The 24,693-nt window shown below is 62.5% G+C and carries 21 protein-coding genes and 1 pseudogene; 17 read left to right on the top strand and 5 right to left on the bottom strand.

Features of this window, described 5'->3' with window-relative positions; translation table 11 throughout:
- Nucleotides 1-18: 18 nt before the first annotated feature.
- Nucleotides 19-177: a hypothetical protein gene (locus P9292_RS08910; RefSeq protein ID WP_244830596.1), complete on the bottom strand. Its 159-nt coding sequence runs from the start codon at nt 175-177 to the stop codon at nt 19-21.
- A 256-nt stretch (nt 178-433) separates the two neighbouring features.
- On the opposite strand from P9292_RS08910, the gene P9292_RS08905 reads away from it, so the two are divergent.
- The 3 genes from P9292_RS08905 (at nt 434) to P9292_RS08895 (ending at nt 3,694) form a co-directional block, all read left to right on the top strand.
- The gene (locus P9292_RS08905) at nt 434-1,075 is read left to right on the top strand and encodes a glutathione S-transferase family protein (RefSeq protein WP_250469697.1); all 642 of its coding nucleotides are present in this window, start codon (nt 434-436) and stop codon (nt 1,073-1,075) included.
- 177 nt (nt 1,076-1,252) lie between these two features.
- Nucleotides 1,253-2,032 (top strand): SDR family NAD(P)-dependent oxidoreductase, encoded by a 780-nt coding sequence (locus tag P9292_RS08900; RefSeq protein ID WP_250511612.1) that lies wholly within the window; start codon nt 1,253-1,255, stop codon nt 2,030-2,032.
- 126 nt (nt 2,033-2,158) lie between these two features.
- A complete protein-coding gene (locus P9292_RS08895; protein WP_309958612.1) occupies nt 2,159-3,694 on the top strand; it encodes an amino acid permease in 1,536 nt (511 codons plus the stop codon).
- Between the two features lie 25 nt (nt 3,695-3,719).
- Here the strand turns inward: P9292_RS08895 and P9292_RS08890 are convergent, their stop codons facing one another.
- Entirely contained in the window at nt 3,720-4,742 is a 1,023-nt protein-coding gene (locus tag P9292_RS08890; RefSeq protein ID WP_309958611.1) for a LacI family DNA-binding transcriptional regulator, read from the bottom strand.
- A 228-nt stretch (nt 4,743-4,970) separates the two neighbouring features.
- Between P9292_RS08890 and P9292_RS08885 the strand changes: the two genes are divergently transcribed.
- The 5 genes from P9292_RS08885 (at nt 4,971) to P9292_RS08865 (ending at nt 10,169) form a co-directional block, all read left to right on the top strand.
- Nucleotides 4,971-5,858, top strand: a complete 888-nt coding sequence (locus tag P9292_RS08885; RefSeq protein ID WP_309958610.1) for a phytanoyl-CoA dioxygenase family protein — start codon at nt 4,971-4,973, stop codon at nt 5,856-5,858.
- Between the two features lie 23 nt (nt 5,859-5,881).
- Entirely contained in the window at nt 5,882-6,733 is an 852-nt protein-coding gene (locus tag P9292_RS08880; protein ID WP_244830586.1) for a sugar phosphate isomerase/epimerase, read from the top strand.
- A 77-nt stretch (nt 6,734-6,810) separates the two neighbouring features.
- Nucleotides 6,811-8,166, top strand: coding sequence for an MFS transporter (locus tag P9292_RS08875; protein WP_255784903.1), 1,356 nt, complete (start codon nt 6,811-6,813; stop codon nt 8,164-8,166).
- Nucleotides 8,167-8,187: 21 nt separating this feature from the next.
- A complete protein-coding gene (locus P9292_RS08870) occupies nt 8,188-9,006 on the top strand; it encodes a DeoR/GlpR family DNA-binding transcription regulator (RefSeq protein ID WP_309845723.1) in 819 nt (272 codons plus the stop codon).
- Complete coding sequence (locus P9292_RS08865; RefSeq protein WP_309958609.1) at nt 9,003-10,169, top strand: MFS transporter; 1,167 nt, start codon at nt 9,003-9,005, stop codon at nt 10,167-10,169. The genes P9292_RS08870 and P9292_RS08865 overlap by 4 nt, the downstream gene beginning before the upstream one ends.
- A gap of 48 nt (nt 10,170-10,217) precedes the next feature.
- On the opposite strand, the gene P9292_RS08860 is transcribed toward P9292_RS08865, so the two are convergent.
- From P9292_RS08860 to P9292_RS08850, 3 genes and pseudogenes are all read right to left on the bottom strand, one after another.
- Nucleotides 10,218-11,366: a porin gene (locus tag P9292_RS08860; RefSeq protein WP_309958608.1), complete on the bottom strand. Its 1,149-nt coding sequence runs from the start codon at nt 11,364-11,366 to the stop codon at nt 10,218-10,220.
- 323 nt (nt 11,367-11,689) lie between these two features.
- A pseudogene (locus tag P9292_RS08855) lies at nt 11,690-13,151 on the bottom strand (argininosuccinate lyase).
- Nucleotides 13,152-13,309: 158 nt separating this feature from the next.
- Nucleotides 13,310-14,326, bottom strand: a complete 1,017-nt coding sequence (locus tag P9292_RS08850; RefSeq protein ID WP_309958607.1) for a sugar-binding domain-containing protein — start codon at nt 14,324-14,326, stop codon at nt 13,310-13,312.
- Nucleotides 14,327-14,449: 123 nt separating this feature from the next.
- On the opposite strand from P9292_RS08850, the gene P9292_RS08845 reads away from it, so the two are divergent.
- The 9 genes from P9292_RS08845 (at nt 14,450) to P9292_RS08805 (ending at nt 24,659) form a co-directional block, all read left to right on the top strand.
- Nucleotides 14,450-15,952 (top strand): FGGY-family carbohydrate kinase, encoded by a 1,503-nt coding sequence (locus P9292_RS08845; RefSeq protein ID WP_309958606.1) that lies wholly within the window; start codon nt 14,450-14,452, stop codon nt 15,950-15,952.
- A 76-nt stretch (nt 15,953-16,028) separates the two neighbouring features.
- A complete protein-coding gene (locus P9292_RS08840; RefSeq protein ID WP_309958605.1) occupies nt 16,029-17,051 on the top strand; it encodes a thiamine pyrophosphate-dependent dehydrogenase E1 component subunit alpha in 1,023 nt (340 codons plus the stop codon).
- 1 nt (nt 17,052) lies between these two features.
- Entirely contained in the window at nt 17,053-18,039 is a 987-nt protein-coding gene (locus P9292_RS08835) for an alpha-ketoacid dehydrogenase subunit beta (protein ID WP_250494654.1), read from the top strand.
- On the top strand, nt 18,036-19,322 hold the full coding sequence (locus P9292_RS08830) for an acetoin dehydrogenase dihydrolipoyllysine-residue acetyltransferase subunit (RefSeq protein WP_309958604.1): 1,287 nt from the start codon (nt 18,036-18,038) through the stop codon (nt 19,320-19,322). The genes P9292_RS08835 and P9292_RS08830 overlap by 4 nt, the downstream gene beginning before the upstream one ends.
- 29 nt (nt 19,323-19,351) lie before the next feature.
- On the top strand, nt 19,352-20,461 hold the full coding sequence (locus P9292_RS08825) for a sugar ABC transporter substrate-binding protein (protein ID WP_244830568.1): 1,110 nt from the start codon (nt 19,352-19,354) through the stop codon (nt 20,459-20,461).
- 58 nt (nt 20,462-20,519) lie between these two features.
- On the top strand, nt 20,520-22,037 hold the full coding sequence (locus tag P9292_RS08820) for a sugar ABC transporter ATP-binding protein (RefSeq protein ID WP_309958603.1): 1,518 nt from the start codon (nt 20,520-20,522) through the stop codon (nt 22,035-22,037).
- 16 nt (nt 22,038-22,053) lie between these two features.
- Complete coding sequence (locus tag P9292_RS08815; RefSeq protein ID WP_244830564.1) at nt 22,054-23,052, top strand: ABC transporter permease; 999 nt, start codon at nt 22,054-22,056, stop codon at nt 23,050-23,052.
- Nucleotides 23,053-23,101: 49 nt separating this feature from the next.
- A complete protein-coding gene (locus P9292_RS08810) occupies nt 23,102-23,863 on the top strand; it encodes an SDR family NAD(P)-dependent oxidoreductase (protein WP_309958602.1) in 762 nt (253 codons plus the stop codon).
- Nucleotides 23,864-23,885: 22 nt separating this feature from the next.
- Complete coding sequence (locus P9292_RS08805) at nt 23,886-24,659, top strand: SDR family NAD(P)-dependent oxidoreductase (RefSeq protein WP_244830560.1); 774 nt, start codon at nt 23,886-23,888, stop codon at nt 24,657-24,659.
- Nucleotides 24,660-24,693 lie beyond the last annotated feature (34 nt).

Here is a 24,693-nt window from a genome sequence, read left to right as displayed (position 1 = left end):
TTGATGTGAGAATGCGACTCAGGGAGCCGGCGCGCAGTGGCTGATCTTGCAGGACGACGCGTTGGTCGAGGCGGGCGTTGCCGACTTGTCGTCTCCTCCGCAAGCGGCGAGCGTAAGCGCGATGCAAATCAGCGCGCTTGCCAGCGACGGTCTGCCGAGCGCAGTCAGGTGGGGCATGGTTGTCGTCATCAGAAAAAGAACGAGTGAGAAACTGGATGGAATTTCCGGCCGAACATTCCATGTTCGTAAGCAGGCGCCTAATTTCTGACGGAAATGTAAAGGCAATTTTTGGCAGAAATATGAAGGTTCAAGAAAGTCGTTCGAAATTCGGTAGGCTTGATGCCTTTCGGACGGCGGGCGCCAGGCTCGCTGCTTGCGCTGCACGCCAGGTTCATCGCGCTTCGACTTCACTCGTACTCAAGGAAACTCACTCATGCTGAAAATCCATCACCTCGGGCACTCGCAATCCGAGCGTATCGTCTGGCTGTGCGAGGAGCTCGATGTTCCATATGAGCTCGTCAAGTACACGCGCGATGCACGCACCATGCTGTCACCGCCCGAACTCGTCGCGTTGCATCCGCTGGGCGCGGCGCCGCTCATCGAAGTCGATGGCATGTTGCTCGCCGAGTCCGCGGCTATCGTCGAGTTCATTCTCGCGCGCCATGGCGACGGCAGATTGCAGCACGCGCCGGATCATCCCGACTTCGCGTCCTATCTCTACTGGTTTCACTTCGCGAACGGCAACCTGCAGCCGGTCATGGGACGCTCGATGATGATCGGCCGCGCCGGTTTGCCGGTGGATCATCCGGTGCAAACCGCCGTGCAGGGACGGCTCGATAAAGTGCTGGCGCTCATCGAAGATCGGCTGGGACAGGCGGACTATCTTGCGGGCAGCGACTTTACGGCCGCCGACATCATGAGCGTATTTTCGTTGACTACCATGCGTATTTTTCAGCCGCTGGACCTTTCGCCGTATCCCAACATACGGGCTTATCTGCAGCGAATCGGCGAACGCCCGGCGTATCGGCGAGCGATGAAGAAGGGCGATCCCGACCTGACGCCGATGCTTACCTAGGGACATCGATGAAGCGCCGGGCGCAGGCCGGTTCCGGCGTTGTCGTTCCTCGTTACGCGGCCTCGCCCAAAGCCCGCTACGCCGAAAACCAGTAGTAGATCGCATTTTGGCGCAGTAACGTCGATGCACGGAGCGACCCTCTGTCGGACGCAGGTCAACGTTACCGAGGACAACGATATGGTTTCCAGAAACGACGGCCGCCTCGCCGGCAAGGTGGCGATCATCAGCGGCGGCGCGGGTGGATGCGGCGCGGCGGCATCGGAACTGTTCGCGCAACAGGGCGCGAAGGTCGCCATCATCGACCGGGACGTGGATGCCGCCATTGCGCTCGCCTCCCGGCTCAACGAAGCGGGATTCGAAGCGCTAGGTCTGGGTGCGGACGTCTCGCGTCAAGCCAATGTCCGGAAAGCCGTCGCAGCCGCGAAAGAGCAATATGGCAACGCGGACATCCTCTTCAATCACGCCGGCACGCTGATCGTCAAACCGTTCCTCGAAATAGAGGAATCGGAATGGGACTGGCTGATGGGCGTGAACGTCAAAAGCATGTTCCTCATGACGCAGGCGGTCCTGCCGCAGATGCTCGAAAAGGGCAAGGGCAGCATTGTGTGCACCTCGTCGATCTCGGCGGTCTACGCCACGCCCGGCGAAGTGCTCTACGACGCCACCAAGGGCGCATGCCACATGTTCGCCCGCGCGATAGCCGTCGAATACCGCGATCGGGGCATTCGCTGCAACGCCGTGGCGCCTGGATTCATTCGCACGCCGCACGGCATGCGCGAGCTTCGCGACCTGCAGGCAATGGGTGTCGATGCCACTGAGGCCGCCATCGCGCTTCAGCAGGGCAGGCTGTGCGAGCCGTCCGAAGTCGCTGCTGCGGCGCTCTTTCTGGCATCCGACGAAGCAAGCTTCGTCAACGGAACGCATCTCTTCGTGGATAACGGCTTCTCCGCCGTGTAAAGAATCCGGTAGCGCTTCGAAATTTGGCTACTTACCGTGCCTGTTGCGCGTCGCGCGTCAGCGTGACAGGCAATACGGACGTCGAATTCTGGTTCCTTCCCGGCAGGCATTCGTGACGGAGTAAATATGAACGCAAAGCACCAGTCTGAAGCAAGCAGCGACAGCGACGTGAGCCTGTTGCACAAGATGGGTTATGCGCAAGAGTTGTCGCGGCGCATGAACGGCTTCTCGAACTTCGCGGTCTCGTTCTCGATCATCTGCATCTTGTCGGGTGGCATCACCGCATTCCAGCTGGCGCTTTCGGCGACGGGCGGCGCGTCCGTCGGGCTCGGGTGGCCGCTTGGCGCGTTGTTCGCGTTGATCGTCGCAGTGTCGATGGCGCAGATCGCGTCCGCGTTTCCCACAGCGGGCGGGCTGTATCACTGGGGCTCGATCCTCGGCGGCAAGCAGTTGGGATGGCTCACGGCATGGCTCAACCTGATTGGTCTGATCTTCGTCATCAGCGCGATCAACTTCGGCACCTACGATCCGTTCTTCAAGACGCTGATCGCGCCGATGTTCGGCGTTGCGCCCGAAAGCCTGACGTGGTGGCACCAGACCGCGTTCCTCGCGATCATCACGTTGTCGCAGGCGCTGCTCAATGCACGCGGGATCAAGATCGCCAGCAAGATCACCGATCTCTCGGGCTATCTCATCTTCGTCGTCACCATCGTTCTGGTCGTGGCGCTGCTCTATTACTCGTCCGTGCCGCTCGATCTGCATCGGCTCGTCACGTTCACCAACTTCACGGGCGTCGATGGCGGCGCGTGGCCGAAGCAATCGACGCCGCTCGCGTTTCTCGCGGGCTTGCTGCTCGTGACGTACACCATCACCGGCTTCGACGCTTCCGCGCACACGTCCGAGGAAACGCACGATGCCGCGCGCAACGTGCCGAAAGGGATCATCGGCTCGGTGTTCTGGTCGGCGGTCTTTGGCTACGTCATGGTCTGCACCTTCGTGCTCGTCATGCCGGATCTCACGGCGGGCATGAAACAGGGCACCGGTTTCTTCGAAGCCATTCTCGCGCCGATTCCGACGACGTTGCGCGTGTGTCTCGAACTCGCGATGTTCTTCATCAACTATGTCTGCGGGCTTGCGGCCATCATGTCCACCTCGCGCATGATGTACGCGTTCGCGCGCGATGGCGGGCTGCCCGGCTCGAAGTTTTTGCGTCACGTGAGCCCGAAGCATCGCACGCCGGGCGCGGCGATCTGGACTTGCGCCATACTCGCCATTCTCATCACGCTGTATGGCGATGCCTTCTCCGTGCTCAGCGCCGGCAGCGCGGTCTTCCTGTACATTTCCTACGCGATGCCGATTGCGCTCGGCATGTTCGCCGAAGGCCATGGCTGGACCGAGAAGGGACCGTTCCAGCTCGGCCTCTGGTCCAAGCCGCTCGCGTTGCTGGCGACGGTCGGCGCGTGCGTGCTCGCGTATGTCGGCATTCAGCCGCCGAACGAAAAAGTGCTGTCCGTGCTCGTTGGATTCGTGATCGCGTTGCTCGTCATCTGGTACGGCTTCGGGGTGCGCAAGACCTTTGCCGGTCCGCCGTCGATGAAGTCGGATGCGGATATGGCGCGCATCGGCAAGCTCGAAGCCGAGGTCGATCAGGCAGTGCGATAGTGCTGCATGCCCGTCATGTCCCGCTTCATGCGCTGCCTCGCTCGACAATGGTAAAGCCCAGGTCGATACGCGGATTCGCGGGGCGCTTGCCTTCGAGATAATCGAGCAGCATGTCGCCCGCCAGTTTGCCGATTTCAAGCGATGGAACGCGGATCGTCGTGATGCCCGGATGCGTCGCCGCCGCGATGGGCAAGTCCACGAAGCCCATGATGGCGACGTCTTCCGGCACGCATATGCCGCGCCGCTGACACTCGAACAGCACGCCCGCGGCGAGCATGTCGCTGGAACAGAACACGGCGTCGAGGTCCGGGCGGCGTTCGAGCAGCCTGTCGAAGATCTCGGGCGCGTCGTTGATGCCCATTGGCCGGTCGAGCGTGATGGCCTCGATCTTGTGAAGCCCCGACTGTTTCGCGCCCGCCCGAAAGCCTTGCAAGCGGCCGGTCGAACGGACATCCATGCTGCCGAGAAAACCGAGATTGCGTCGTCCCTTGCTTGCGAGATAGCGCGCCACCGCCGCACCGGCATCGCGATGCGAGAAACCGATACGCATGTCGATCTGATCGTTGGACGTGTCCCATGCCTCGATCACCGGAACGCCGCAACGGCGAATGCGCTTGTCCACTTCCGCCGGCGTCGATGTGCGTATGAGCATGATGCCGTCGACACGTCGCCCGACGAAGGCATCGATGAGCCGCATTTCCTCGGCTGCATCGTAACGGCATTGACCGAGCAGCAACTGATAGCCCTTGTCGGCCAGCGCTTGCGACAGCCCGCTGATGGTGTCCGAAAAGAACGCGTTCTCGATAGTCGGAATGACCGCGCCAATGATCTTCGACCGGTTCGACGCCAGGCTTCCTGCATTCAGGTTCTGCACGTAGCCGAGTCTTTCGATGGCGGCCTGCACCGCCGCCAGCGATTCGGGCGATACGAGCTCGGGCTGATTCAACGCGCGCGAAACGGTCATGCGCCCGACCTTCGCCTCGCGGGCGACGTCTTCCATGGTGGGCCGGGGCAAGGTGGGTTCGGACGCGGTGGCGCTTGTTTTCATGGTGCTTCGTTTCGTTTCGTTGGTGATCTGTGTTTCGGGCGGAGGGTCGATCAGGGAAGACCGCTGCTTGACACTCCGACGGTTCCACTTTACCTTGAATGGGAGCGCGCACATAGCTGGTTGCGTACTGAGCATGATGCAGTGCAATGACATTGCCAAAGCGCCGCGTCGGCGCTTGCAAAATGGGAGCGCTCCCAAAAGGCAGGTCCGTTCTTTCAGGAGATGAAAGTGCTTACGAACGAGCAAGTAGAGCAATACGCCAAGGAAGGATACGTCGTCGTCACCGACGTTTTCAGCGATGACCTCGTGGAGCGCATGCGGCGCGTCACGGATGAACTCGTCGAGCAGTCCCGCGCGCTCACGGCATCGAACGATGTATTCGATCTCGCGCCCTCGCATACCGCGCAAAAGCCGCGCGTGCGGCGCATCAAGGACCCGATCAAGGTCGATCCGGTGTTCATGGAAGCGCTCAAGCATCCCAAGCTGATCGCCGCGCTGACGAGTCTTCTAGGGCCGAATCTGCGCGTGCGCAACACCAAGCTGAACCTGAAGGAAGCGCATGTCGGCGACCCGGTTGAATGGCATCAGGACTGGGCGTTTTACCCGCACACGAATCAGGACGTGCTCGCTGTCGGCGTGATGCTCGACGATTGCGAACTGGAAAACGGCCCGCTGCTGATCATTCCGGATAGCCACAAGAGCGAGATTCATAGTCATCACACGGACGGCTATTTTTGCGGCGCGATGGACCCGACGACGTCCAACGTCGACTTCAGCAAGGCGGTGCCGTGCACGGGCAAGGCGGGATCGTTCTCGATTCATCATGCGCGCGCCATTCACGGTTCCGCGGAAAACACGTCGAACCGGCCGCGCCGCTTGTTGCTGTATGAGATTGCCGCCGTCGATGCTTGGCCGCTTATCGGCGGTCCCACGCAGGACAAGAGTCTCGCGGAGTTCAACGAGCGGATCATCGCTGGCGAGCCGACTATCGTGCCGCGCATGGAGAACGTTCCGGTCATCCTGCCGCTGCCGCCCGCGCCGAAGCAAGGCTCGATCTACGAGAACCAGACATCGCTCAAGAATCGCTTCTTCGCCACGACAGCAGAGGCGATGTAGCGCGGCGTCGGAAAGGAAACCGCATGCAGCAACTCAAGGTGTATCAGTCGCTATGGGCCATGGAACGACGCCGCCCGGACGGACATGAGTGGCCGCTCGACGAGCAGTTACGCATGATCCGCGATGCCGGCTTCGACGGCGTGGGCGTGCGCTTCTTCGACTACGCGTATGCGAGCCGCGTCACGCACACGCTGAAGGAATACGGCATGACGTGGCAGGCGCAGTGTTATCCGCAAACCGTGGATGACCTGAAGCCGATCATCGAGCACGTGCAGGCGCTCGGTGCCGATCACATCAATCTTCAGCCGGACGTGCGGCCGTACTCGATCGAGGAGTGCATTCCGCTTATCGAAGGATGGCGCCGGCTTGCGCACGATGCGGGCATCGCGGTTCATATCGAAACGCATCGCGACCGCATGACGACGGATCTGCTATTCACGCTGCGTCTGCTCGATTGCTTTCCTGACCTGCGTCTGACCGGCGACATCTCGCATTACCTCGTGGGCCGGGAATTCGCGTGGCCGGTATCGGATGACAACCATCGGCTCATGCATCGCATTCTGGACAACTGCTGGGGCTTTCATGGACGCGTGGCAAGCCGCGAGCAGATACAGGTGCAGATCAGCTTTGCGCATCACAAGGAATGGCTCGATCTTTTCCTCGGCTGGTGGGAATACGGTTTTCGCAGCTGGCGAAAGCGTGCGGAAAGCGATGCCGTGCTCACGTTTCTCTGCGAACTCGGCCCGAAGGAGTATGCGATGACCGATAGAAATGGCTACGAGTTATCGGATCGTTGGGAAGAAGCGCAATTGCTCAAGGGCCTGGTCGCGGACATGTGGACACGGCTCGAAAGAGAGGAAGCAACGCCGGTATAAGCAAAAGTTTGAACGAAAGAAAACGATGAAGTGCGTCATGCCCGAACGCACCGAGGACAGCAGAGAAGCCCGCCCCAATCACAAGCAGCCGAAGAAGTCTCGAAGACACGAGACGAAGGAGACAAGCGATGAAGGATGCAGCCCTCGAGAGAGCCGAGTCATCGGGTTCAGCTCGCTGGATCAGGATCACGCTCGTGATCTTTCTCATGTACACCATTTCTTATTTCGACCGGACCAACATCGGCCTCGCGCTGCCGTTGATCCGGCGCGATCTCGGCATGGATGCGACCCACGCCGGACTTGTCGGCGGCATCTTTTTCTGGGGCTACGTCATCACTTTTCTGGCGGGCGGATGGCTCGTGTCGCGCTTCGGCGCACGCAAGGTCGTGCTCGTGTGTCTCATCTGCTGGGGCGCGGCGGCGATGGCCACCGGGCTCGTGCGAACGATGAACGAGTTGATGGCGGTGCGGCTCGTGCTCGGTGTGGCGGAAGGGCCGGTGTGGGCGTCCGCTTCGAGTCTCACGGCGTCGTGGTTCACGCGCCGCGAACGGGGCAAGGCTTTCGGCTTCTGGACTGTCAGTTCGCCGCTCGGCGCGCTGCTTGCCGGACCGATCTCGGGCTTTCTGCTCGCGCATCACGACTGGCGCGCGATGATGATCATCGAAGGCTTGCCCGCGTGGATTTGGGCAGTGGTCTGGTGGTCGAGCATTCCGAAGAACATCACGGCCGCCAAGTGGCTCACCAACGAGCAAAAGGCCGGACTTTCGCGCGTGCTCGCCGACGAGCAGGCCGAATTCGTGGATGTCTCATCGCAATCGGGCATCCGTCGTGTCCTGGGGCTGAAGGCGACGTGGTTCCTCGGATTCGGCTTCGCGATGATCAACCTCGTGGTCTATGGCTTCATGCTGTGGCTGCCGAGTTCGATTGCCGCGGCGGCGCCGAACCTGGGGTCGGTGGAAGTCGGCTTGCTTTCGGCGTGCCCGTGGGCGGCGTGCATCGTCGGCATTCTGGTGGCGACGCGCAGTTCGGATGCGCGTCAGGAGCGGCGGCTGCATGCGGGCGTGCCGATCATCCTTGCGAGTGTGTTGTTGCTCGCGGCTGCCAACGTGCCGGCGACATCGCTCGTGTTGAGAATGTCGTTGTTCACCGCCATGGGCTTCTTCCTCGAAATGTTCCTTCCGCTCATCTTCACGTACGTGACCGAGCTTTTGTCGGCCGCCGATGCGATCGTCGCGACTGCCGTCATCGGTGCGTTCGGCAATCTCGTAGGGGGTTTCGTCGGGCCCACGCTCGTCGGAATGCTCGCGGGGAAGGGCAGTGACTTTCAGTATCCGTTCTCGGTCCTGGCGTGTTTCGGGGCGCTCGGCGGCGTGCTGATACTTTGCGCGCGGCCGCATCGAGAGGTCGCCGCGGAGGTGCTTGCTACGAGATAAAGAGTTGGGTGATGCACGTTCATGCACGTTTACATTCTTGTTCGTGCACGTTATGCTGCGCGCATGAACCCCGATCTCCCACTCGCCCGTCGCGACGAACTGGCCAGCCGTCTGTCTTCCGGCCAGTCGCTCGTCGCCGCTAATCTCGCCGTCGAATTCGCCGTATCGGAAGACGCCATCCGCCGCGATCTTCGGGCGCTGGCGTCCGAAGGCAAATGCCGTCGCGTCTATGGCGGCGCGCTGCCGGTATTGCCGGCTGCGCTTCCCATGGCGGCGCGCATCGACATGGACGCCGACCGCAAGCGCATCCTCGCGCAAACGGCCGCGTCCCTCATTCAGCCGGGCCAGTTCCTGTTCCTCGACAGCGGCAGCACCAACCTCGCGCTTGCGAACATCCTGCCTGCGGAATTCGAGCTCACGGTGGTCACGAACTCCGTCGATATCGCTGCTGCGGTGTTGCGACGAACGGACCTGCAACTCGTCATGACCGGCGGCTTGGTCGATCAACACGTAGGCGGCAGCGTCGATCCCACTTCGGTGGAGTTCGTCAGGCGCATGAGCTTCGATATGTGCTTCATCGGCGCGTGCGCGGTATCGACGTCACGCGGCATCGGCGCATTCGGCTTGAGCGACGCTGCGTTCAAACGCGCGGTCGTCGCTGCAAGCGCGCAGAAGGTCGTGCTCGCCACGACCGCGAAACTTCATGCGCGCGCACCTTATAGCGTGGCGAACATGAAGGAAATCGACTTCCTTATCATTGAGGAAGATGCACCGGGTGATGTGCTCGCGGCGCTGTCGAAGTCCGGCCCGACGGTGATGACGGCAATGGAAAAATTATGAGCGAGGCCAATCTGGGAGTATCGTCCAATCGCTCCGGGACGCGTCTTGCCACACGTCTTGTGTTTCTCGTGGCCGGCTTCAGCATTGCGTCGTGGGCGCCTCTCGTGCCGTTCACGAAGGGCAGGCTCGGTGTCGACGACACCACGCTCGGCCTGCTGCTTTTGTGCATCGGCTTAGGCTCGGTCCTGGCGATGCTTCTCGCGGGCATGCTCACCGCGCGCTACGGCAGCAAGCCGGTGATCGTGGCGGGAGGCGTGGGACTCGTCCTGACCTTGCCGTTTCTCACGGTCGTCAATACGCCGGCTGAATTAGGCATAGCGCTGTTTTTGTTCGGTGCATCGCTAGGCTCGCTCGAAGTGGCAATGAACGTTCATGCCGTCGAAGTCGAACGTGACGCGGGACGGCCGCTCATGTCGGGGTTCCATGCCCTGTTCAGCGTAGGTGGGTTCGCCGGATCGAGTCTCATGACGTTCCTGCTGTCGATGCATGTCGGCACGCTGGCGGGCACCCTCCTTTGCTCGGCACTCGTGCTCGGAACGTTGGTCCTCGCAACGCCCAGACTTCTGCCTTATGCAAAGAGCGAAGGCGGGCCTATCTTTGCCGTGCCGCGCGGCATCGTGCTGTTGCTCGCCATTCTCGCTGCCATCACGTTCCTCGCCGAGGGCGCGGTGCTCGACTGGAGCGCGCTGCTCGTCTCGGACACGGGTCTCGTCGGCAAGAACGAAGCGGGGCTCGGATACGTCCTCTTTTCGATTGCAATGACAGGCGGGCGTTTATGCGGCGATGCCGTCATCAAGCGGCTCGGCGAGCGCGCGGTCATGTTCTGGGGCGGCGTGCTGACCATCGTAGGCTTCGTGCTTCTGCTCACGGTTCCCATCGCCTTCGTTGCGCTGGGCGGCTTCGTGCTGGTGGGGCTTGGAGCATCGAACACGGTGCCGATTCTTTATCGTCGAAGCGGAACGCAGCGGCTCATGCCACCCGCGCTTGCGGTAGCCGCGGTGACGATAGTGGGTTACGCCGGGATTCTGTCAGGGCCTGCGGGAATCGGCTTCATAGCGGGACAAGTGGGCCTTCCCGGCGCCTTCTGGGTCGTCGTCGCTTTGCTTTGTCTCGTGCCGTTATGCGCGCGGACCGTGACGGCCAAGCAAAGCGACGCTCGATGAAGATGCAGCCAGCTATCGTGGCTGCATCCCGACGAGCGCTCGAACCAATCAGAACCGATGCCGCAGCCCAACCGTTCCGACCACCTGGTTGGCCGTGGACGAAGCGCCGCCCGAGGTATTGATGAAGGCCACGTATTGCGCGCCGATTGCGTGCTGATACATCGCTTCGGCGTACACGTCCGTGCGCTTGGAGAACGAGTAGATGGCTTGCAGATTGACCTGGTTGTATTTCGGATCGTCGCCGAAAGTGCGGCTGTTGGCGGCGTGGCCGTCGGTATAAGTATCGGCTATACCGAGACTGATCGCGGGCGTCAGCGCATACTTCGCGTTTACTTCGTAGTTATAGAAGCTCATCGCGCCGTTCACCGAGTTGAACGATGTCGTGCCTTGATAGACGCTGCGCGTGAACACGAAGCCGATGAGCGCCGGACCGTACGCATAGTTCGCGCCGGCGCCGAGCACCCATTCGCGCGATGCACCGACCACGAAGCCGCCGGTGCCATTGGCGGTCGATTCGGCGACATCGATGGCTCCGGCCGTGTTCGCGCCGTTCGAGCCATTGATCTGCAGATAGCCGACCGCGACGTTGAACGGTCCGTAGCTGTAACTGCCGCCCGCGCTGTAGGCGCGGTTCATCGAAAAGTCGGTGCTGTTGGAGAACGCGTACAGTGCGCCGAATTTGAGTCCGGCGTACGAACTGCTCATGTACTTGACCGCGTTGCTCATGCGGACCGAGTGATTGAGGTTGTCGTTATCGAACGGATGCGCGAAGCCCGTGTCGCCGAACGAGCCTGCGGTTGCGGACAGCGGCGCGACGAAATCGACGAGCGAATCGTACTGGCGTCCCAGCGTCAGCGCGCCATAGTCGCTCGATGCAAGGCCCACATATGCCTGACGGCCGAACTCGCGTCCGTTCTGGCCCAGGCGTCCGGTCTGAAGGTTGAAGCCGTTCTCGAGCACGAAGATGGCCTTTAATCCACCGCCGAGATCTTCCGAGCCACGCAGTCCCCAGCGGCTGCCGTTGATATTGCCGCTCGTGGCCTGCCAAAGCGAGCCTTGCGAGCCCCCTTTGGCGACGTTATTCGTGTACATCAGGCCTGCATCGATCAAGCCGTACAGCGTGACCGAGCTCTGCGCCCGTGCGTTAGCGCCGATCAACAGCAATGGCAGCATCCATGCGATTCGCGATTTTTTCATACCTGAACTCCGGACAAGTTGACGGGGACTCTGTCGAGAGGTTAGCGACCGAATCGTCAAATGCAAAATAGCCGCTTGAACACATGATGAAGATGTTGCGATATCGCCGATTCGGCTCGCGGTCGAGCGCGCTGTCGTAATGACGAAATATTGGCGGACTATCGTTTTCGCGCGTATTGGGCAAACGCGGGTTCAAGCGCATTTACCGCATTCATCAGATGTTCGGATTGGCGAAGCCGTGGTAGAGCGCCCCGGAAAGAAGGATGGTCACCGGCAAAGCGACAAGCCTCATCAGCGCAATACGCTCGAGCATGTACACAGCTTCAATGCCCAATCATCTTGCCGAAGTCATTGTCGAGCCGCGCCAGGGAACTCGCGATATGCGCGCGATTGCTCTTGATCCACTTGTCCTGCTCGGCGATACGCGCATTCGCATCTTTCAGCATGCGCGTCATTTCCGAAGGCTGCGGGCCGCCCACGGTCGCGCGATCGTTCACGATCGCCACCGGGTCCAGCGTCGAGCGGAACTCGGCTTCGCTCATCGGAAAATCGCCGGCGTAGGGCGTGCCTTCGACCGTTTGCCTGTAGATGCGCTGCGCGTCGGCGTAAGGAAAGTCGAGCGGCTTGATGTCCTTCTGCCGCGCATATTCCACCACGTTCGACGCAAAATGATGGCCGACCCGGAACGGCAGTTTGTACTTGCGCATGAGGACATCGGCCACTTCCTGCGATGCCGTCCAGTCGCTATTGAGCTCTTCAAGTGCGCGGTTCGGGTCGATGACGAGCGAGTTCAGCACCTCGTCGAAGCCCTTGAGCGCTGCAATGCCGCTTTCGATCATCTCGTTGTTGGCCTTCACGTCCTTCGGATCGCTCATGCCCGGCGGCAGGTTATGCGCTTGCATCACGACGCCTTCCGCCTGCGAGATTGCCGTCGATGCGTCCGAGCGCGTGCGAATCAAAAGCCCCGGGTTACGCTTTTGCGGCATGGCGCTCGATACGTACGTATTGGCGCCGCCTTCCTGCAAGAGAATCCAAGGGCGCGACTCGGCGTATTGCGTCATCACGTCCTGAATGAAGGCGCCGGTATGCAGCGCCACGCTCGTGACGACCGCACCAGCCTCCACGGGTTCATCGACGGAAGAAATCTGCGACGCGTCGTACGCGTTGTCGACGAGCGCATTGAAGCCGAGATACTGCGCCATGCGCTCGCGATCCAGCGGCCAACTCGTACCGTTCAGCACTGTCGTTCCCATCGACGAACGGTCCACGCGCTTGTATGTCTCGCGAATTCGCTGCGCATCGCGGTCAGAGGCCGGCGGCGAAGCCTAGCAAGTAATGGCCATAGCTGTTGGGCTGCGCGGCCACGCCGTTCGTGTAGTTCGGCACGACCACGCTCTTGTATTTGTCGGCGAGGCGCACGATGGTGGCGGTCGTGGTGTTGAGCTGATCGGCGAGATTGAGCAGGTCGTCGCGCAGGATCGCGGAACGGTAAGTCGCGTGCATGTCCTGACTGGAGCGTCCGGCGTGCAGTAGCGTGATGTCTTCGCCCGCTGCCTTGATCAGAAGCGGCTCGAAGGTAATGACGGTTCGCGGTCGCTTCGCGCCGGGCTGGTCGCCATCGGCGATGACCTTGGCGACGCCAGCGGCCAGGCGCGGCGCCATCGATTTGTCGAGCAAGCCTTCGCTCGTGTTGATGACGACGGTCGCCTTGTTGATCTCGCCGAGCCAGAAGAATTCATCGTGAGGTGGAACCTGCTGCGCAAACGCCGGCAACACGGCAAACATGGCAAACACGACAGCAGCAATCGATGCGCGTCCAAGCAATCTCATGGTAGGAATTCGCGGATTGGAAAGTCGCGATTATAGGAGCGCAACCGCTTTGTTTGCTGGGCGCCCGGCCTGGACGGATTTGTTCTGCCTTCCCCGAGCGCCCAATTCACGCGTCATACCAATCCGTCAGTCAACTGCATCGACTTCGCCAGCGCGAGCGCCGTGTCGCCGTCGATAACGAGCCCCTTGACGATGCCACTGCGCAGCAACGCAGTCGTCGCGCGTACTTTTTCCAGACCGCCCGTCAGAAGCACGACATTGCGACCGCGTAATTCGTCCGTGGCGATGGCGACCGTCCGTTCGCTGAGCGGATGCTTGATCTCGCGGCCGTCGATATCGAACAGCTTGCCGAGCGAATCGCAGACGGCGCCGCTCTCCTGGATATTGCGCAGCTCGTCCGCCGTCATGATGTCCTGTGTCCGCAGCACCGACGTTTCCTCGAGTTCGCCCACGCTGATGAGATAGAGATCGGCGTTCTGCGCGAGATGCATTGCGTCCTGCACGATGCGCTGCTCGAAAAAGACCTTCCGGTCCGCCACCGAATTGGCGATGAACGGAACGGGCAAAAAATGCACCTCGCCGCCGGTGCGCGCCGCGAAGAACTGCACGACTTCGAACGGGTTCGATGTCGAGTTCCGCTTGAGCGACCCGAGCAGCGAGACGAATCGCGCCTGCGGATTGCGCACGCCCGCAAGCTGCGTCGCCACTTGTTCTATCGTGCGTCCCCAGCTCACGCCCACGGTAATGGGCCCGTCCAGCAGCTTGCCCTTCAGAAAGCTCGCGCCCGCCGCGCCGACCGCGCGCCGGCTGATGGCCGCGCGAATGCGATCCGCTTTGGGATCGGCGGGCCCGTCGGCGAATCCTAAGGTCGGCGTGGCAATGCAGAAGTCGAGGCCGAAGCAACGCGCAATGGCCTGTTCGACTTCGATATCGCGCGCGGATTCGTGATTGATCGTCACGTTGATGAGCCCGCGATCGCGCGCCTCGGACAGCAGGCGATTCACGCGGCTGCGATGCAGACCGAGCCGCGAGGCCGTCTGCTCCTGATTCAAACCACCGACGTAATACAGCCACGCAGCGCGGACGATCAGCGCGTCGTCGGACTCGTGCGCAAGGTTCAGCTCCAGCATTTAGGTGTTTCCCCTCTGTTTATGCACACCATCTTGACAAAGCCGACCCGAAAATCAAACTCATCACAAATGTCGCGCATGACGACAAATGTGCAAAACGATGGCTGGAAACACGGAGACAGCATGAGCCACGTAATCGGCGTCGATGGTGGAACGGAAAGCATTCGTGCACGCGTGTTCGATTTGACCGGCTCCTGTCTTGGATCGGCCGCGCAGCCGTACGCCACGCAGTTTTCGGCGGGCGCGCGCGCCGAGCAGAATCCGGAAGACTGGTGGAATGCCATGGGCACGGCGGTTCGGCAGGCCGTAAAGGAAGCGGGTATCGCGCCCGCCGACATCGATGCCATGGCGCTAGCCACCACGAGTTGCAGCGTCGTCGCGCTCGACGCGCAAGGCGCGGCGCTGCGTCCGGCCATCATCTGGATGGATGTACGCGCCGAAGCCGAAGCCGCCGACGTGCTCGCCACCGGCGATCCGGCGCTCGTCGTCAACGGCGCGGGCGAAGGTCCGGTATCGGCGGAATGGATGATCCCGAAAGCATTGTGGATCGCGCGTCACGAGCCCGAGATCTACGAGCGTGCGGCGACCATCTGCGAGTATCAGGACTTCATGAACTTGCGGCTCACGGGCCGGCGTTGCGCGAGCCTCGATAACGCGTCGATCCGCTGGCATTACTCGACCGAGAGCGGAGGTTACGCGAAGAGTCTGCTCGCGGCGCTGAAGCTCGATTCGCTGCTCGACAAGTGGCCCGACGCCGTTATTGCGCCAGGCGAAGTGGTCGGCACGTTGAGCGCGCGTGCCGCCGAACATTTGCAGTTGCCGCAGGGCGTCAAGGTCGTGCAAGGCGGCGCGGATGCGCTCATCGGCATGATCGGAATCGGTGTTGCGAAGCCGGGACAAGTGGCGCTCATCACCGGGTCGTCGCATCTGATGTTCGGCGTCTCCGACCGCTCGGCCGCCGCCAAGGGCCTATGGGGCACGTATGCCGATGCCGTCTATCCCGGCCGGCACATCATCGAAGGCGGACAGACATCGACGGGCTCCATCGTCAACTGGTTGCGGCGGCTCGCGGGCGGCAATCTCGATCTCAAGGCGCTCAACGACGAAGCCCGCGAGATCGCGCCGGGCTGCGACGGTCTGCTCGCGCTCGATCATTTTCAGGGCAACCGCACACCTCATGTCGATGCGCTCTCGCGCGGCGCCTTCGTCGGACTGACGCTCGCGCACGGCATGCCGCATCTGTTTCGCGCGACCATCGAAGGCATCTGCTTCGGCTCGCGCCTGATCTTCGAGCGCATGGCGCAGGCGGGCTTTCCCGCGAGTGAAATCACCATCGGCGGTGGCGTGGTCGCGTCCGACCTGTGGCTGCAACTCCATGCCGATATCGCGGGCTTGCCGGTGAGCGTGCCCAAGGCGAGCGAAGCGCCGTCGCTCGGCGCGGCCATTCTTGCCGCGACGGGCGTCGGCCATTTCGGCTCCATCGACGAAGGTATTTCGGCCATGGTGAAACCGGGCCGCCGCATAGAACCGAGAGCAGCCGAAGCCGCCCGCTACGACGAGATTTACGAACGGTATCAGAAGCTTTATCCGGCCCTGCGCGGCTTTAGCGAGCGACCTTCCGCGTAAGCGAGGCCGGTCGAAGCCCGCACGCCGAGATACCGGTCCGCGCATTCATCGAGAACCCTCCATCAGAGTCGAAACCATGCTTTCGCAATCCAAGCCTCCATTGCTAGACCTTTATCGCACGATGCGCCGCATCAGAACCTTCGAGGAACATGTCGCCGAGCTGTATGCGCGCGAGCTGTCGGCGGGGTCGATGCTGCATCTGTCCATCGGCGAAGAGGGCGCGGCGGCGGGTGTCGTCGGCGCGTTGCAGCCGCAGGACAGCTTCACGACGCACCATCGCGGCCACGGCATCTTTCTCGCGCGCGGCGCCGAGCCCAACCGGATGATGGCGGAAATCGGCGGCAAGGCTTCCGGGTACTGCCGTGGAAAGGGCGGCTCGATGCATATCGCCGACATGGCGTTGGGTCACCTCGGCGCGAATGCGATCGTCGGCGGCGGCATCTCGCATGTGGTCGGCGCGGGCCTGAGCTACAAGCTCCTGAAGAAAGACGCGATATCGGTGGCGTTCTTCGGCGATGGCGCCATGCAGCAAGGCATTCTCTACGAGAGCATGAACATGGCGGCGCTGTGGGACCTGCCGGTGCTTTTCGTGTGCATCAACAATCAATATGGCATGGGCACGCGGATCGACAAGGCGACACGCTCCACCGCCTTCGACAAGCGCGCCGAGGCGTTCGGCCTGCGCACGGGCATGGTGGATGGCGAGGATGTCGAAGCCGTGCTCGACGTGGCGGAAGACCTGGTCTCGGGCGCGCGCGCTGGCAAGCCCGGCTTCATGGCGATCTCGTGCTTCCGCTTCTTCGGTCATGGCCGCATGGACAAGAGTCCGTACCGCACGCCCGATGAAGAAGAAGTGGGACGCAAGCGCGATCCGATCGTCCGTGCGCGCGGCACGCTGGTCGAGCGCCACGCGGTGACCGCCGCCGAGATCGACGCACTCGATGCCGAGATCAGCCGCGAGATGAGCGACGCGATCGACTTCACCGCGAACTCCGCCGCGCCTGCGCTCGACACCATGTTCGAGGATGTCTACGGCGTCGGCGAGCCGCAACCGGAATCCGTTCGCTCGCGTCTGGAACGCGTGCTGGCAAGGAGCTGATATGTCCAGTCTGACCAGAATCACTTACCGCGACGCGCTGCGCCAGGCGTTGCGCGACGCCATGCAGGCCGATGACACCGTCGTCGTGATTGGCGAGGAAGTCGGCGTGTACGGCGGCGCGTATGGCGTCACGAAAGACCTCATCAAGGAATTCGGCGCCGCGCGTTTGATCGATACGCCGATCAGCGAGCCCGCCATCGTCGGTGCGGCCGTGGGCGCGGCGATGACCGGCCTGCGACCGGTCGCGGAACTGATGTACGTGGACTTTCTCGGCATGACGATGGATCAGGTCGGCAATCAGGCCGCGAAAATCCGCTATATGTTCGGCGGACAGATCGGTGTGCCGATGGTCTTGCGCACGCAAGGCGGCACGGGCCGGTCGGCAGGCGCGCAGCATTCGCAGAGTCTCGAAGCGCTCGCCATGCACACGCCCGGCTTGCGCCTTGCCATGCCCGCCACGGCTTCCGATGCCTACCATCTGCTGCGTCACAGCCTGACCTTGCCGGACCCCGTCGTGTTCATCGAGCACAAGGCGCTCTATGCACGCAAGGAAGACGCGGACCTGACCACGCCCATCGCGCCATGGGGCAAGGCAGCGGTGCGGCGCAACGGCAAGGACGTCACGCTCGTCACCTATTCGCGCATGGTGTATGTCGCGCTCGAAGCCGCCGAGGCGCTGGCGCGCAATGGCGTCGATGTCGAAGTGATCGACTTGCGCACGCTCAATCCGCTCGATATGGAAACCGTGGTGGCGTCGGTGAATCGCACGGGGCGCGCGGTCGTCGTCACCGAGTCGGCTTCGACGTGCGGCGTCGCCTCCGAGATCGCGGCGCGCATCTCGGAGGAGTGCTTCGACTTCCTCGAGGATCCGGTGCTCAGGCTCGCGGGCGAAGACGTGCCGATCTCGGTGTCGCCCGCGCTCGAAAGCGCGAGTATTCCGACGGCGCAACTCATCGTCGACATGATCTCGAACATGGTGCCGGCATGAGCAAGTCCCTGTTGCTGCCGCGCCTGGGCGAAACGATGGAGCAGGGGCGCGTGGTCGAGTGGTTCAAGAAGCCGGGCGAGTCTTTCACGCGCGGCGAGACCCTCGTCGAAATCGAAACGGACAAGACGGTCGTGGAGATGCCCGCGCTCGCCGATGGCGTGTTGCGCAAGATCGTCGCCGAAGTGGGCGAGGACGTCGATGTCGGCGGCATGCTCGGCGAATACGACGTGATCGGCGAAGAGAGCAGCGCCGTGCCCGAGGAGGCCGCCGCCGCCGCGCCTGCCGCTGCCGCTGCGCCTGAAATGCGTTCGCAGGCAGCGAGCACCCGCCAGGACGTCACGACCGGCTTGCGCGCCACGCCTGCCGCACGACGCGTGGCGCGGCAAGGCGGTATCGCGCTCGACGACATCGCCGGAACGGGACGACGCGGGCGCATAGAACGCCACGATGTCGAAGCACGCGTGAACGACACAGGTTGCGTCGGCGACGCAAATCAGGCACGCGAAGTCTCGGCAGAAGGCGTGCTCTATCGCAATCTGCCGCGCGGTCGCGTGGCGTATCGCGAATGGCGCGCACCGAACGCGAGCGGCGCCCCGCTCGTGCTGCTGCACGGTTTCTCAGGCGACGCGCAAGTATGGTCCGCGCTCGCAAGCCAGTTGCAGCGGCGTGGCAAGCACGTCATCGCACCGGACTTGCCTTCTCACGGCGCCACCGATTTCGACAGCGCCGACGTGGATGGCATGGCTGCCGCGATCGTCGCGCTGATCGAGGATCTAGGGCTCGGCGGCATCGAACTCGCCGGGCATTCGCTGGGTGCGGCGGTCGCCACGAAAGTCGCAACGGCGCTCAAGTCGAAAGTGCGGCGCCTGACCTTGATCGCGCCCGCCGGATTCGGCACGGAGATCGACGACGACTTCATCGACGGCATGGCGCACGTGCAAAAAGGCGGCGGGCTCATGCATCTGCTGCGCCGCTCCGCGCTCAATCCGCCGCTTCTGTCCGCGCAACAACTCGATCAGATGGCGGGCGCCATCAGCAAGCGCGGCGCGCTGGCGGCGCTCGCGGGCAATCTCGTCAGCAGCGGGCGTCAGCAGATCGATATCCGCTCCGAACTGTCCGCGCTCGACGCGCCTTCCCGCGTGATCTGGGGGCTCGACGATCAGATCATCCCGTGGCAGCACGCGAGCCGCGCAGGGCCGGACATTCCCGTGCACTTCATCCCCCAGGCGGGTCACATGCCGCATTGGGATCAACCGCAGAAGGTGGCGGCGCTCTTCATATAACACGCAGTCGAATAGAACAGGAGACAAACATGGAAGACAGCAACAGCCAGGAACCGGAGTTCTCGCGCCGCCGTCTGCTCGGCATGGCGGCCGCCGTCGGCGGTACGCAGTTCGCCCAGATGCTGTTCGGGGCGACGAGCGCCCACGCGCAAACGCCGGCATCGTCGCCGCAAGGCGGCAAGCCGCTGAAGATCGCGGTGGTGGCGCAGCAGATGTCCGCGCAATCCGACCAGCGCTCGTGGAACGGCCTGCAGCAGTGGCTCAAGAAGTCGGGTCTCGACAAGACCTGGCAGATCAAGCAGACCGATGCAAAGGGCGATCCGGGTCAGCTCGTGAGCCAGATCGAGGATGCGATCACCGCGAAGTCCGATGCCATTCTCGTGCTGTACGGCACGTTGACCGCGGCGAAGAGCGCGCTCGATCACCTCACGGCATCGAAGATTCCGTTCTTCAGTCTCGACTCGGGATGGCAGGCGCCCGCCATTGCGGACATCACCAGCAACAACTACGCAATGAGCGCGCAGACCTCGCAGTTCATGATCGATACGTTATTGGCCCAGGGCAAGACCAAGGCCAACATGTGCGCGATCATTGCCAACTTTCACCACGGCACGCGCAAGCGCGGCAAGGTGATGAAGACGGCCCTCACGGAAAACGAATGGATTTCGCTCAAGAACGAACGCGTGATCCAGTATTCCGGTTTCTACGAGGCGACGCAGAACACCGTCAACGACTGGCTCACGACCTACGGCAAGGATCTCGATGTGATCTGGTGCCCGTGGGACGAACCGGCCATGGCGGCGGCAGAAGTCGTCATGTCGCGCGGCATGCAGGACAAGATCATGGTGATCGGCCACGACGGGCATCCGACGGCACTCGACCGCATGCGCAAGCCGAACTATCCGTTGATCTGCACGACGGCGCAGGCCTTCGAAGTCTGGGGCGCCTACACCGGCTGGCTCATCAACGAGATCGTGGCGAAGGGTGGCGACGCGAAGAAGCTCGTGCCGGTTCCAACCGTTGAATTCCCCGCGCCTCTCTTGGTGCGCGGCGTGAATATCCCCGGGCCGAACGAGCCGACCTATAACGCGAAAGATCTGTACTACATCTATCGCGACCGCGCCGTGGCCGGCATGTGATGGGCGGCGGGCCGGCCGCGCGTATCCACGCCGGCCCGCCGTGTCAGGAGACAGACACATGAATGACAATCTGGCGAAGGGAACCCCTCGCCTGAGCGCCCGTGGCGTGGAAAAGAGCTTCCACGGCAATCCGGCGCTGCGCGGCGTCGATCTCGACTTGTGGGGCGGCGAAATGCTCGCGCTCGTCGGCGCGAACGGCGCGGGCAAATCCACGCTGGTCAAGATCATTTGCGGCGCGCAGCAAGCCGATGCAGGCACGCTCTCTATCGACGGCAAGCCGGTCTCGATGAAGAGCGTCGGCGACGCGCTCGCCTCGGGCATCGCGGTGGCGCATCAGCAGATCGCGGTCATCTCGACGCTGACCGCCGCCGAGAACATCATGCTCGGACGCGAACCGTTGAGCGGCGGCCTGATCCGCTCGCGCGCCTTGCGAGTCGAAGCGAGCCGCTTTGCGCAGCGCTTTGGCATCGATATCGATCTCGACCGGGAATGCGGCGATCTCACGCTCGGCGAGAACAAGATTCTCGACATCCTGAAGGCGCTGGTGAGCGAGCCCGCCATTCTGATTCTCGATGAACCGACCGCCTCGCTCACGCTCAACGAAAGCCGCAAGCTCTTCAGCTTTCTGCGCGATCTCAAGTCGCACGGCTTGTCGATTCTTTTCATCTCGCATCACCTGAACGAGATTTTCGAGCAGTGCGATCGCGTGGCCGTGCTCAAGGACGGCGCAAAAGTGCACGATGGCCTCGTCGCCGAAACGACGCTGCAGGAAGTGGTGCATCTGATGGTCGGACGCAGGATCGAGGATCAGAACTGGTCGTCTTCCGCGTCTCGCGACACCGTCACGACGCGCATTCAAGACGCGCGCATCGGCAATCTCGACGTACCCGATCTCGTCGTGCATGCGGGCGAGATCGTCGGCATTGCAGGCGTGATGGGCGGCGGGCAGACCGGCGTGCTGGAAGCGCTCGCGGGATCGATAAGCGCGAAGGTCACGGGCGAATGCATCGTCAATGGCAAACGCGGATTGACGCGCGATGTCGCCGATGCAATCGGCCGTGGCGTGTATCTGGTCGCCGATGAGCGCTTGCGCAAGGCGCTCTTTCCGGGATTGACCGTCGAAGAGAATCTGATGACCGGCACGCTCGAACAAACGAGCCGCGGCGGCTTCATGCAGCACACGCTCATGCGCGGGCTCGCGCACGACACCGTGAAGCAACTGGGTATCAAGTGCAGCGGCATCGGGCAGGACGTGCTTCAGCTATCCGGCGGCAATCAGCAGAAGGTCGCGTTCGGCCGCTGGCTGATTCGCATGGGCCGAAGTCACGCGGCGAAGCAGCCGCTGCTGCTGCTCGACAATCCGACCGAAGGCGTGGATGTCGGCAGCAAGGCGGAAATCTATGCGCTGATTCACGAACTGGTCAAGGCGGGCGCGAGCGTGCTGATTGCGAGCGCCGAGTTCGAGGAAATGCTCAAGCTATGCGACCGCATTTACTGCATCGCCGATGGCGTGGTGGGCGAATGTCTCGACCGCACCGAATTTTCCGAAGCAAGACTCTTGCTCGAGGTGAACTGAAATGAAAGGACAGACCTTGGCCGCCAAAAGATCCGAAGACCCCGCCGCTCACGCGCCACGCAGCTTCGACTTCAGTCATCTCGCGAGCCGCTGGGGCACGGTCGCGGCGGCGGTGATCATTTTCATCGCGTTCGCGCTCGGCACCGACCGCTTCGTGTCGATCGACAACATCAGCAATGTGCTCGTGCAGATCTCCGTGCTGATGGTCATCTCGTCGGGGCTGACCGTGGCAGTGGCGAGCGGCGAATTCGACTTGTCTATCGGTCAGGCAGCGAGTCTCGCGGGCGTACTCGTCGCCGGCATGCTCGTGCTGGCGCACTTGCCAGTGCCGCTTGCCATTGCGGTGGCAATCGTTTCGGGCGTCGTGATCGGGCTCGTCAACGGCCTGCTCGTGACCATGCTGCGCATTCCCTCGCTGATCGCGACGCTCGCGATGGGACCCATCGCGCTCGGTGTCAATTACGCGTACACCGGCGGCGATTCGATCTATGCGCAGATGCCCGACAGCTTCTACGCCATTGCCAAGGGCACGGTGTTCGGCGTGATCCCGATGCCTATCGTCATTGCGCTCGTTACCGTGTTCGTCTTTTACGTGCTGCTCAATCGAACGCGGCTCGGGCGCAGCGTCATCGCGACGGGCGCGAACATTCAGGCGGCGCGTCTGTCGGGCATCAAGGTGAACCGCGCGCGTGTCACGGCGCTCGTGCTGTCGGCGGCGGGCGCGGCGCTCGGCGGCGTGATGCTGACCGCACGACTCGGCACGGGTCAATCCGGTGCGGGCGATGCTTACCTCATGGACAGCCTCACCGCCGTGTTCCTCGGCATGACCGCATTCAAGCCGGGACGCGCGACCATTCAGGGCACGCTGGTCGGCGTCGTCATCATCGGCATGCTGGATAACGGCCTGAATCTGATCGGCGCGCCGTTCTATTTGCAGAACATCGTGCGCGGCATCGTGATGATCGCGGCTGTCGGGCTGGCGGTCTTACGCGGCGAGATTCGCTTCTTCCGCTAATCGCCTCACGTGCACGAATACCTCACGAATTAAGGAGTCGGACACCATCATGAGCAAAGCATCGAATGGACGGGTGGCGCTGGTGACGGGCGCGAGCAGGGGCATTGGCCGGGCGCTCGCGTTGGGACTAGCCGACGATGGCTTCGATGTCGTCGTCAACGATATCGAACCGCAGCGCGATGCGCTCGAAGGCGTGGCAAAAGAGATTCGCGGCAAGTCGCGGCGCGCGTTCGCGCTCTATGCCGATGTCAGCGACAAACAGCAGGTAACGGACATGATCGCGGCGGCCATCGCTCAGGCGGGTCAGGTCGACGCCGTCGTCAATAACGCGGGCATTCTGATCGCACGGTCGGTGGATGAACTCGCCGAGCACGAATGGGACGCGGTGCTCGACGTCAACGCGAAAGGCACGTTCCTCGTGACGCAAGCCTTGTTGCCGCACATGAAGGCGCGCGGGTACGGACGCATCGTGAATATCGCGTCGATTGGCGGCAAGCATGGCGCGCCGCTGCAAGCGCATTACTCGGCATCGAAGGCGGCGGTCATGGGCTTCACGCGCGTGCTCGCGCAGGAGATCGGCCCGTTCGGCATCACGGCCAACGCGGTGTGTCCGGGCATTATCGTGACGGACATGGGGCGCACGAATCTCGAGGACCCCGCAATCGCGAAGCAGTGGGTCGACAAGACCGCGCTCGCGCGGCTCGGACAACCCGAAGACGTGGCCGGGCCGGTGTGCTTCTTTGCCTCCGATGCCTCCGCTTTCGTGACCGGACAATCGCTCAACGTGTGCGGCGGGATCGTGCTGAGTTGACTCGTTTCTCAAGGCAGATTCCATGTATCTCGACAAATTCAGACTCGATGGCAAGCGCGCGGTCGTAACGGGCGCGGCGCGCGGCATCGGCCAGGCGACAGCCGAAGCGCTGGCCGAAGCAGGCGCCGAAGTCGTGCTCACCGATCTCGATCCCGCCGCGCTCGCTGCCGCCGTCGATGCTTTGAACACGAAGGGCTTCGCGGCTCACGGCGTGCCCTTCGACGTGACCGATCCGGCCGCGCCGCAACGCATTCACGATGACATTGCCGCGCGTATCGGCGCGATCGACATTCTCGTCAACAACGCGGGCATCGCCATCTCAAACGAGCCGGCGGAGACGATGTCGGATGAGGTGTGGAACAAGGTCCTCGACGTGAATCTGAATGGCTTGTTTCGCTGTTGCCGCGCGTTCGGTAGATCGATGCTCGAACGCGGCAGCGGGGCAATCGTGAACGTCGGTTCGATGGCGGGGTTCATTGCGACGCGACCGCAGGAGCAGGCGAACTACAACGCGTCGAAGGCGGCGGTGCATCATCTGACGCGCTCGCTCGCGGTGGAATGGGCATCGCGCGGTGTGCGGGTCAACGCGGTTGCGCCGACGTATATCGATACCGATCTCGTCAGGAAGGTATCGATGGACCCGAACTTGCGACAGTATTGGGTAGGCGGCACACCGATGGGCCGCCTTGGACGCGTGGACGAAATCGCGTCCGTCATTTTGTTCCTTGCCAGCGACGCCGCAAGTTTGATGACTGGGTCCATCGTCGTGGCGGACGGCGGTTATCTTTGCTGGTGAGATGCGGTCGCTGTCTTCAGGTAACGCTCTGGCG

It is taken from the genome of Caballeronia sp. LZ001 (genome assembly GCF_031450875.1).
GTDB lineage: Bacteria > Pseudomonadota > Gammaproteobacteria > Burkholderiales > Burkholderiaceae > Caballeronia.
Note: the sequence above shows the minus strand (reverse complement) of the source record. Positions and strands in the feature narration are given on the sequence as shown.

Bases quoted from the DNA above. Each gene is read 5' to 3' on its own strand.
- P9292_RS08910 (WP_244830596.1), bottom strand. From the start codon at position 177: ATGCCCCACCTGACTGCGCTCGGCAGACCGTCGCTGGCAAGCGCGCTG.
- P9292_RS08905 (WP_250469697.1), top strand. From the start codon at position 434: ATGCTGAAAATCCATCACCTCGGGCACTCGCAATCCGAGCGTATCGTC.
- P9292_RS08900 (WP_250511612.1), top strand. From the start codon at position 1,253: ATGGTTTCCAGAAACGACGGCCGCCTCGCCGGCAAGGTGGCGATCATC.
- P9292_RS08895 (WP_309958612.1), top strand. From the start codon at position 2,159: ATGAACGCAAAGCACCAGTCTGAAGCAAGCAGCGACAGCGACGTGAGC.
- P9292_RS08890 (WP_309958611.1), bottom strand. From the start codon at position 4,742: ATGAAAACAAGCGCCACCGCGTCCGAACCCACCTTGCCCCGGCCCACC.
- P9292_RS08880 (WP_244830586.1), top strand. From the start codon at position 5,882: ATGCAGCAACTCAAGGTGTATCAGTCGCTATGGGCCATGGAACGACGC.
- P9292_RS08870 (WP_309845723.1), top strand. From the start codon at position 8,188: ATGCACGTTTACATTCTTGTTCGTGCACGTTATGCTGCGCGCATGAAC.
- P9292_RS08865 (WP_309958609.1), top strand. From the start codon at position 9,003: ATGAGCGAGGCCAATCTGGGAGTATCGTCCAATCGCTCCGGGACGCGT.
- P9292_RS08860 (WP_309958608.1), bottom strand. From the start codon at position 11,366: ATGAAAAAATCGCGAATCGCATGGATGCTGCCATTGCTGTTGATCGGC.
- P9292_RS08850 (WP_309958607.1), bottom strand. From the start codon at position 14,326: ATGCTGGAGCTGAACCTTGCGCACGAGTCCGACGACGCGCTGATCGTC.
- P9292_RS08845 (WP_309958606.1), top strand. From the start codon at position 14,450: ATGAGCCACGTAATCGGCGTCGATGGTGGAACGGAAAGCATTCGTGCA.
- P9292_RS08840 (WP_309958605.1), top strand. From the start codon at position 16,029: ATGCTTTCGCAATCCAAGCCTCCATTGCTAGACCTTTATCGCACGATG.
- P9292_RS08835 (WP_250494654.1), top strand. From the start codon at position 17,053: ATGTCCAGTCTGACCAGAATCACTTACCGCGACGCGCTGCGCCAGGCG.
- P9292_RS08830 (WP_309958604.1), top strand. From the start codon at position 18,036: ATGAGCAAGTCCCTGTTGCTGCCGCGCCTGGGCGAAACGATGGAGCAG.
- P9292_RS08825 (WP_244830568.1), top strand. From the start codon at position 19,352: ATGGAAGACAGCAACAGCCAGGAACCGGAGTTCTCGCGCCGCCGTCTG.
- P9292_RS08820 (WP_309958603.1), top strand. From the start codon at position 20,520: ATGAATGACAATCTGGCGAAGGGAACCCCTCGCCTGAGCGCCCGTGGC.
- P9292_RS08810 (WP_309958602.1), top strand. From the start codon at position 23,102: ATGAGCAAAGCATCGAATGGACGGGTGGCGCTGGTGACGGGCGCGAGC.
- P9292_RS08805 (WP_244830560.1), top strand. From the start codon at position 23,886: ATGTATCTCGACAAATTCAGACTCGATGGCAAGCGCGCGGTCGTAACG.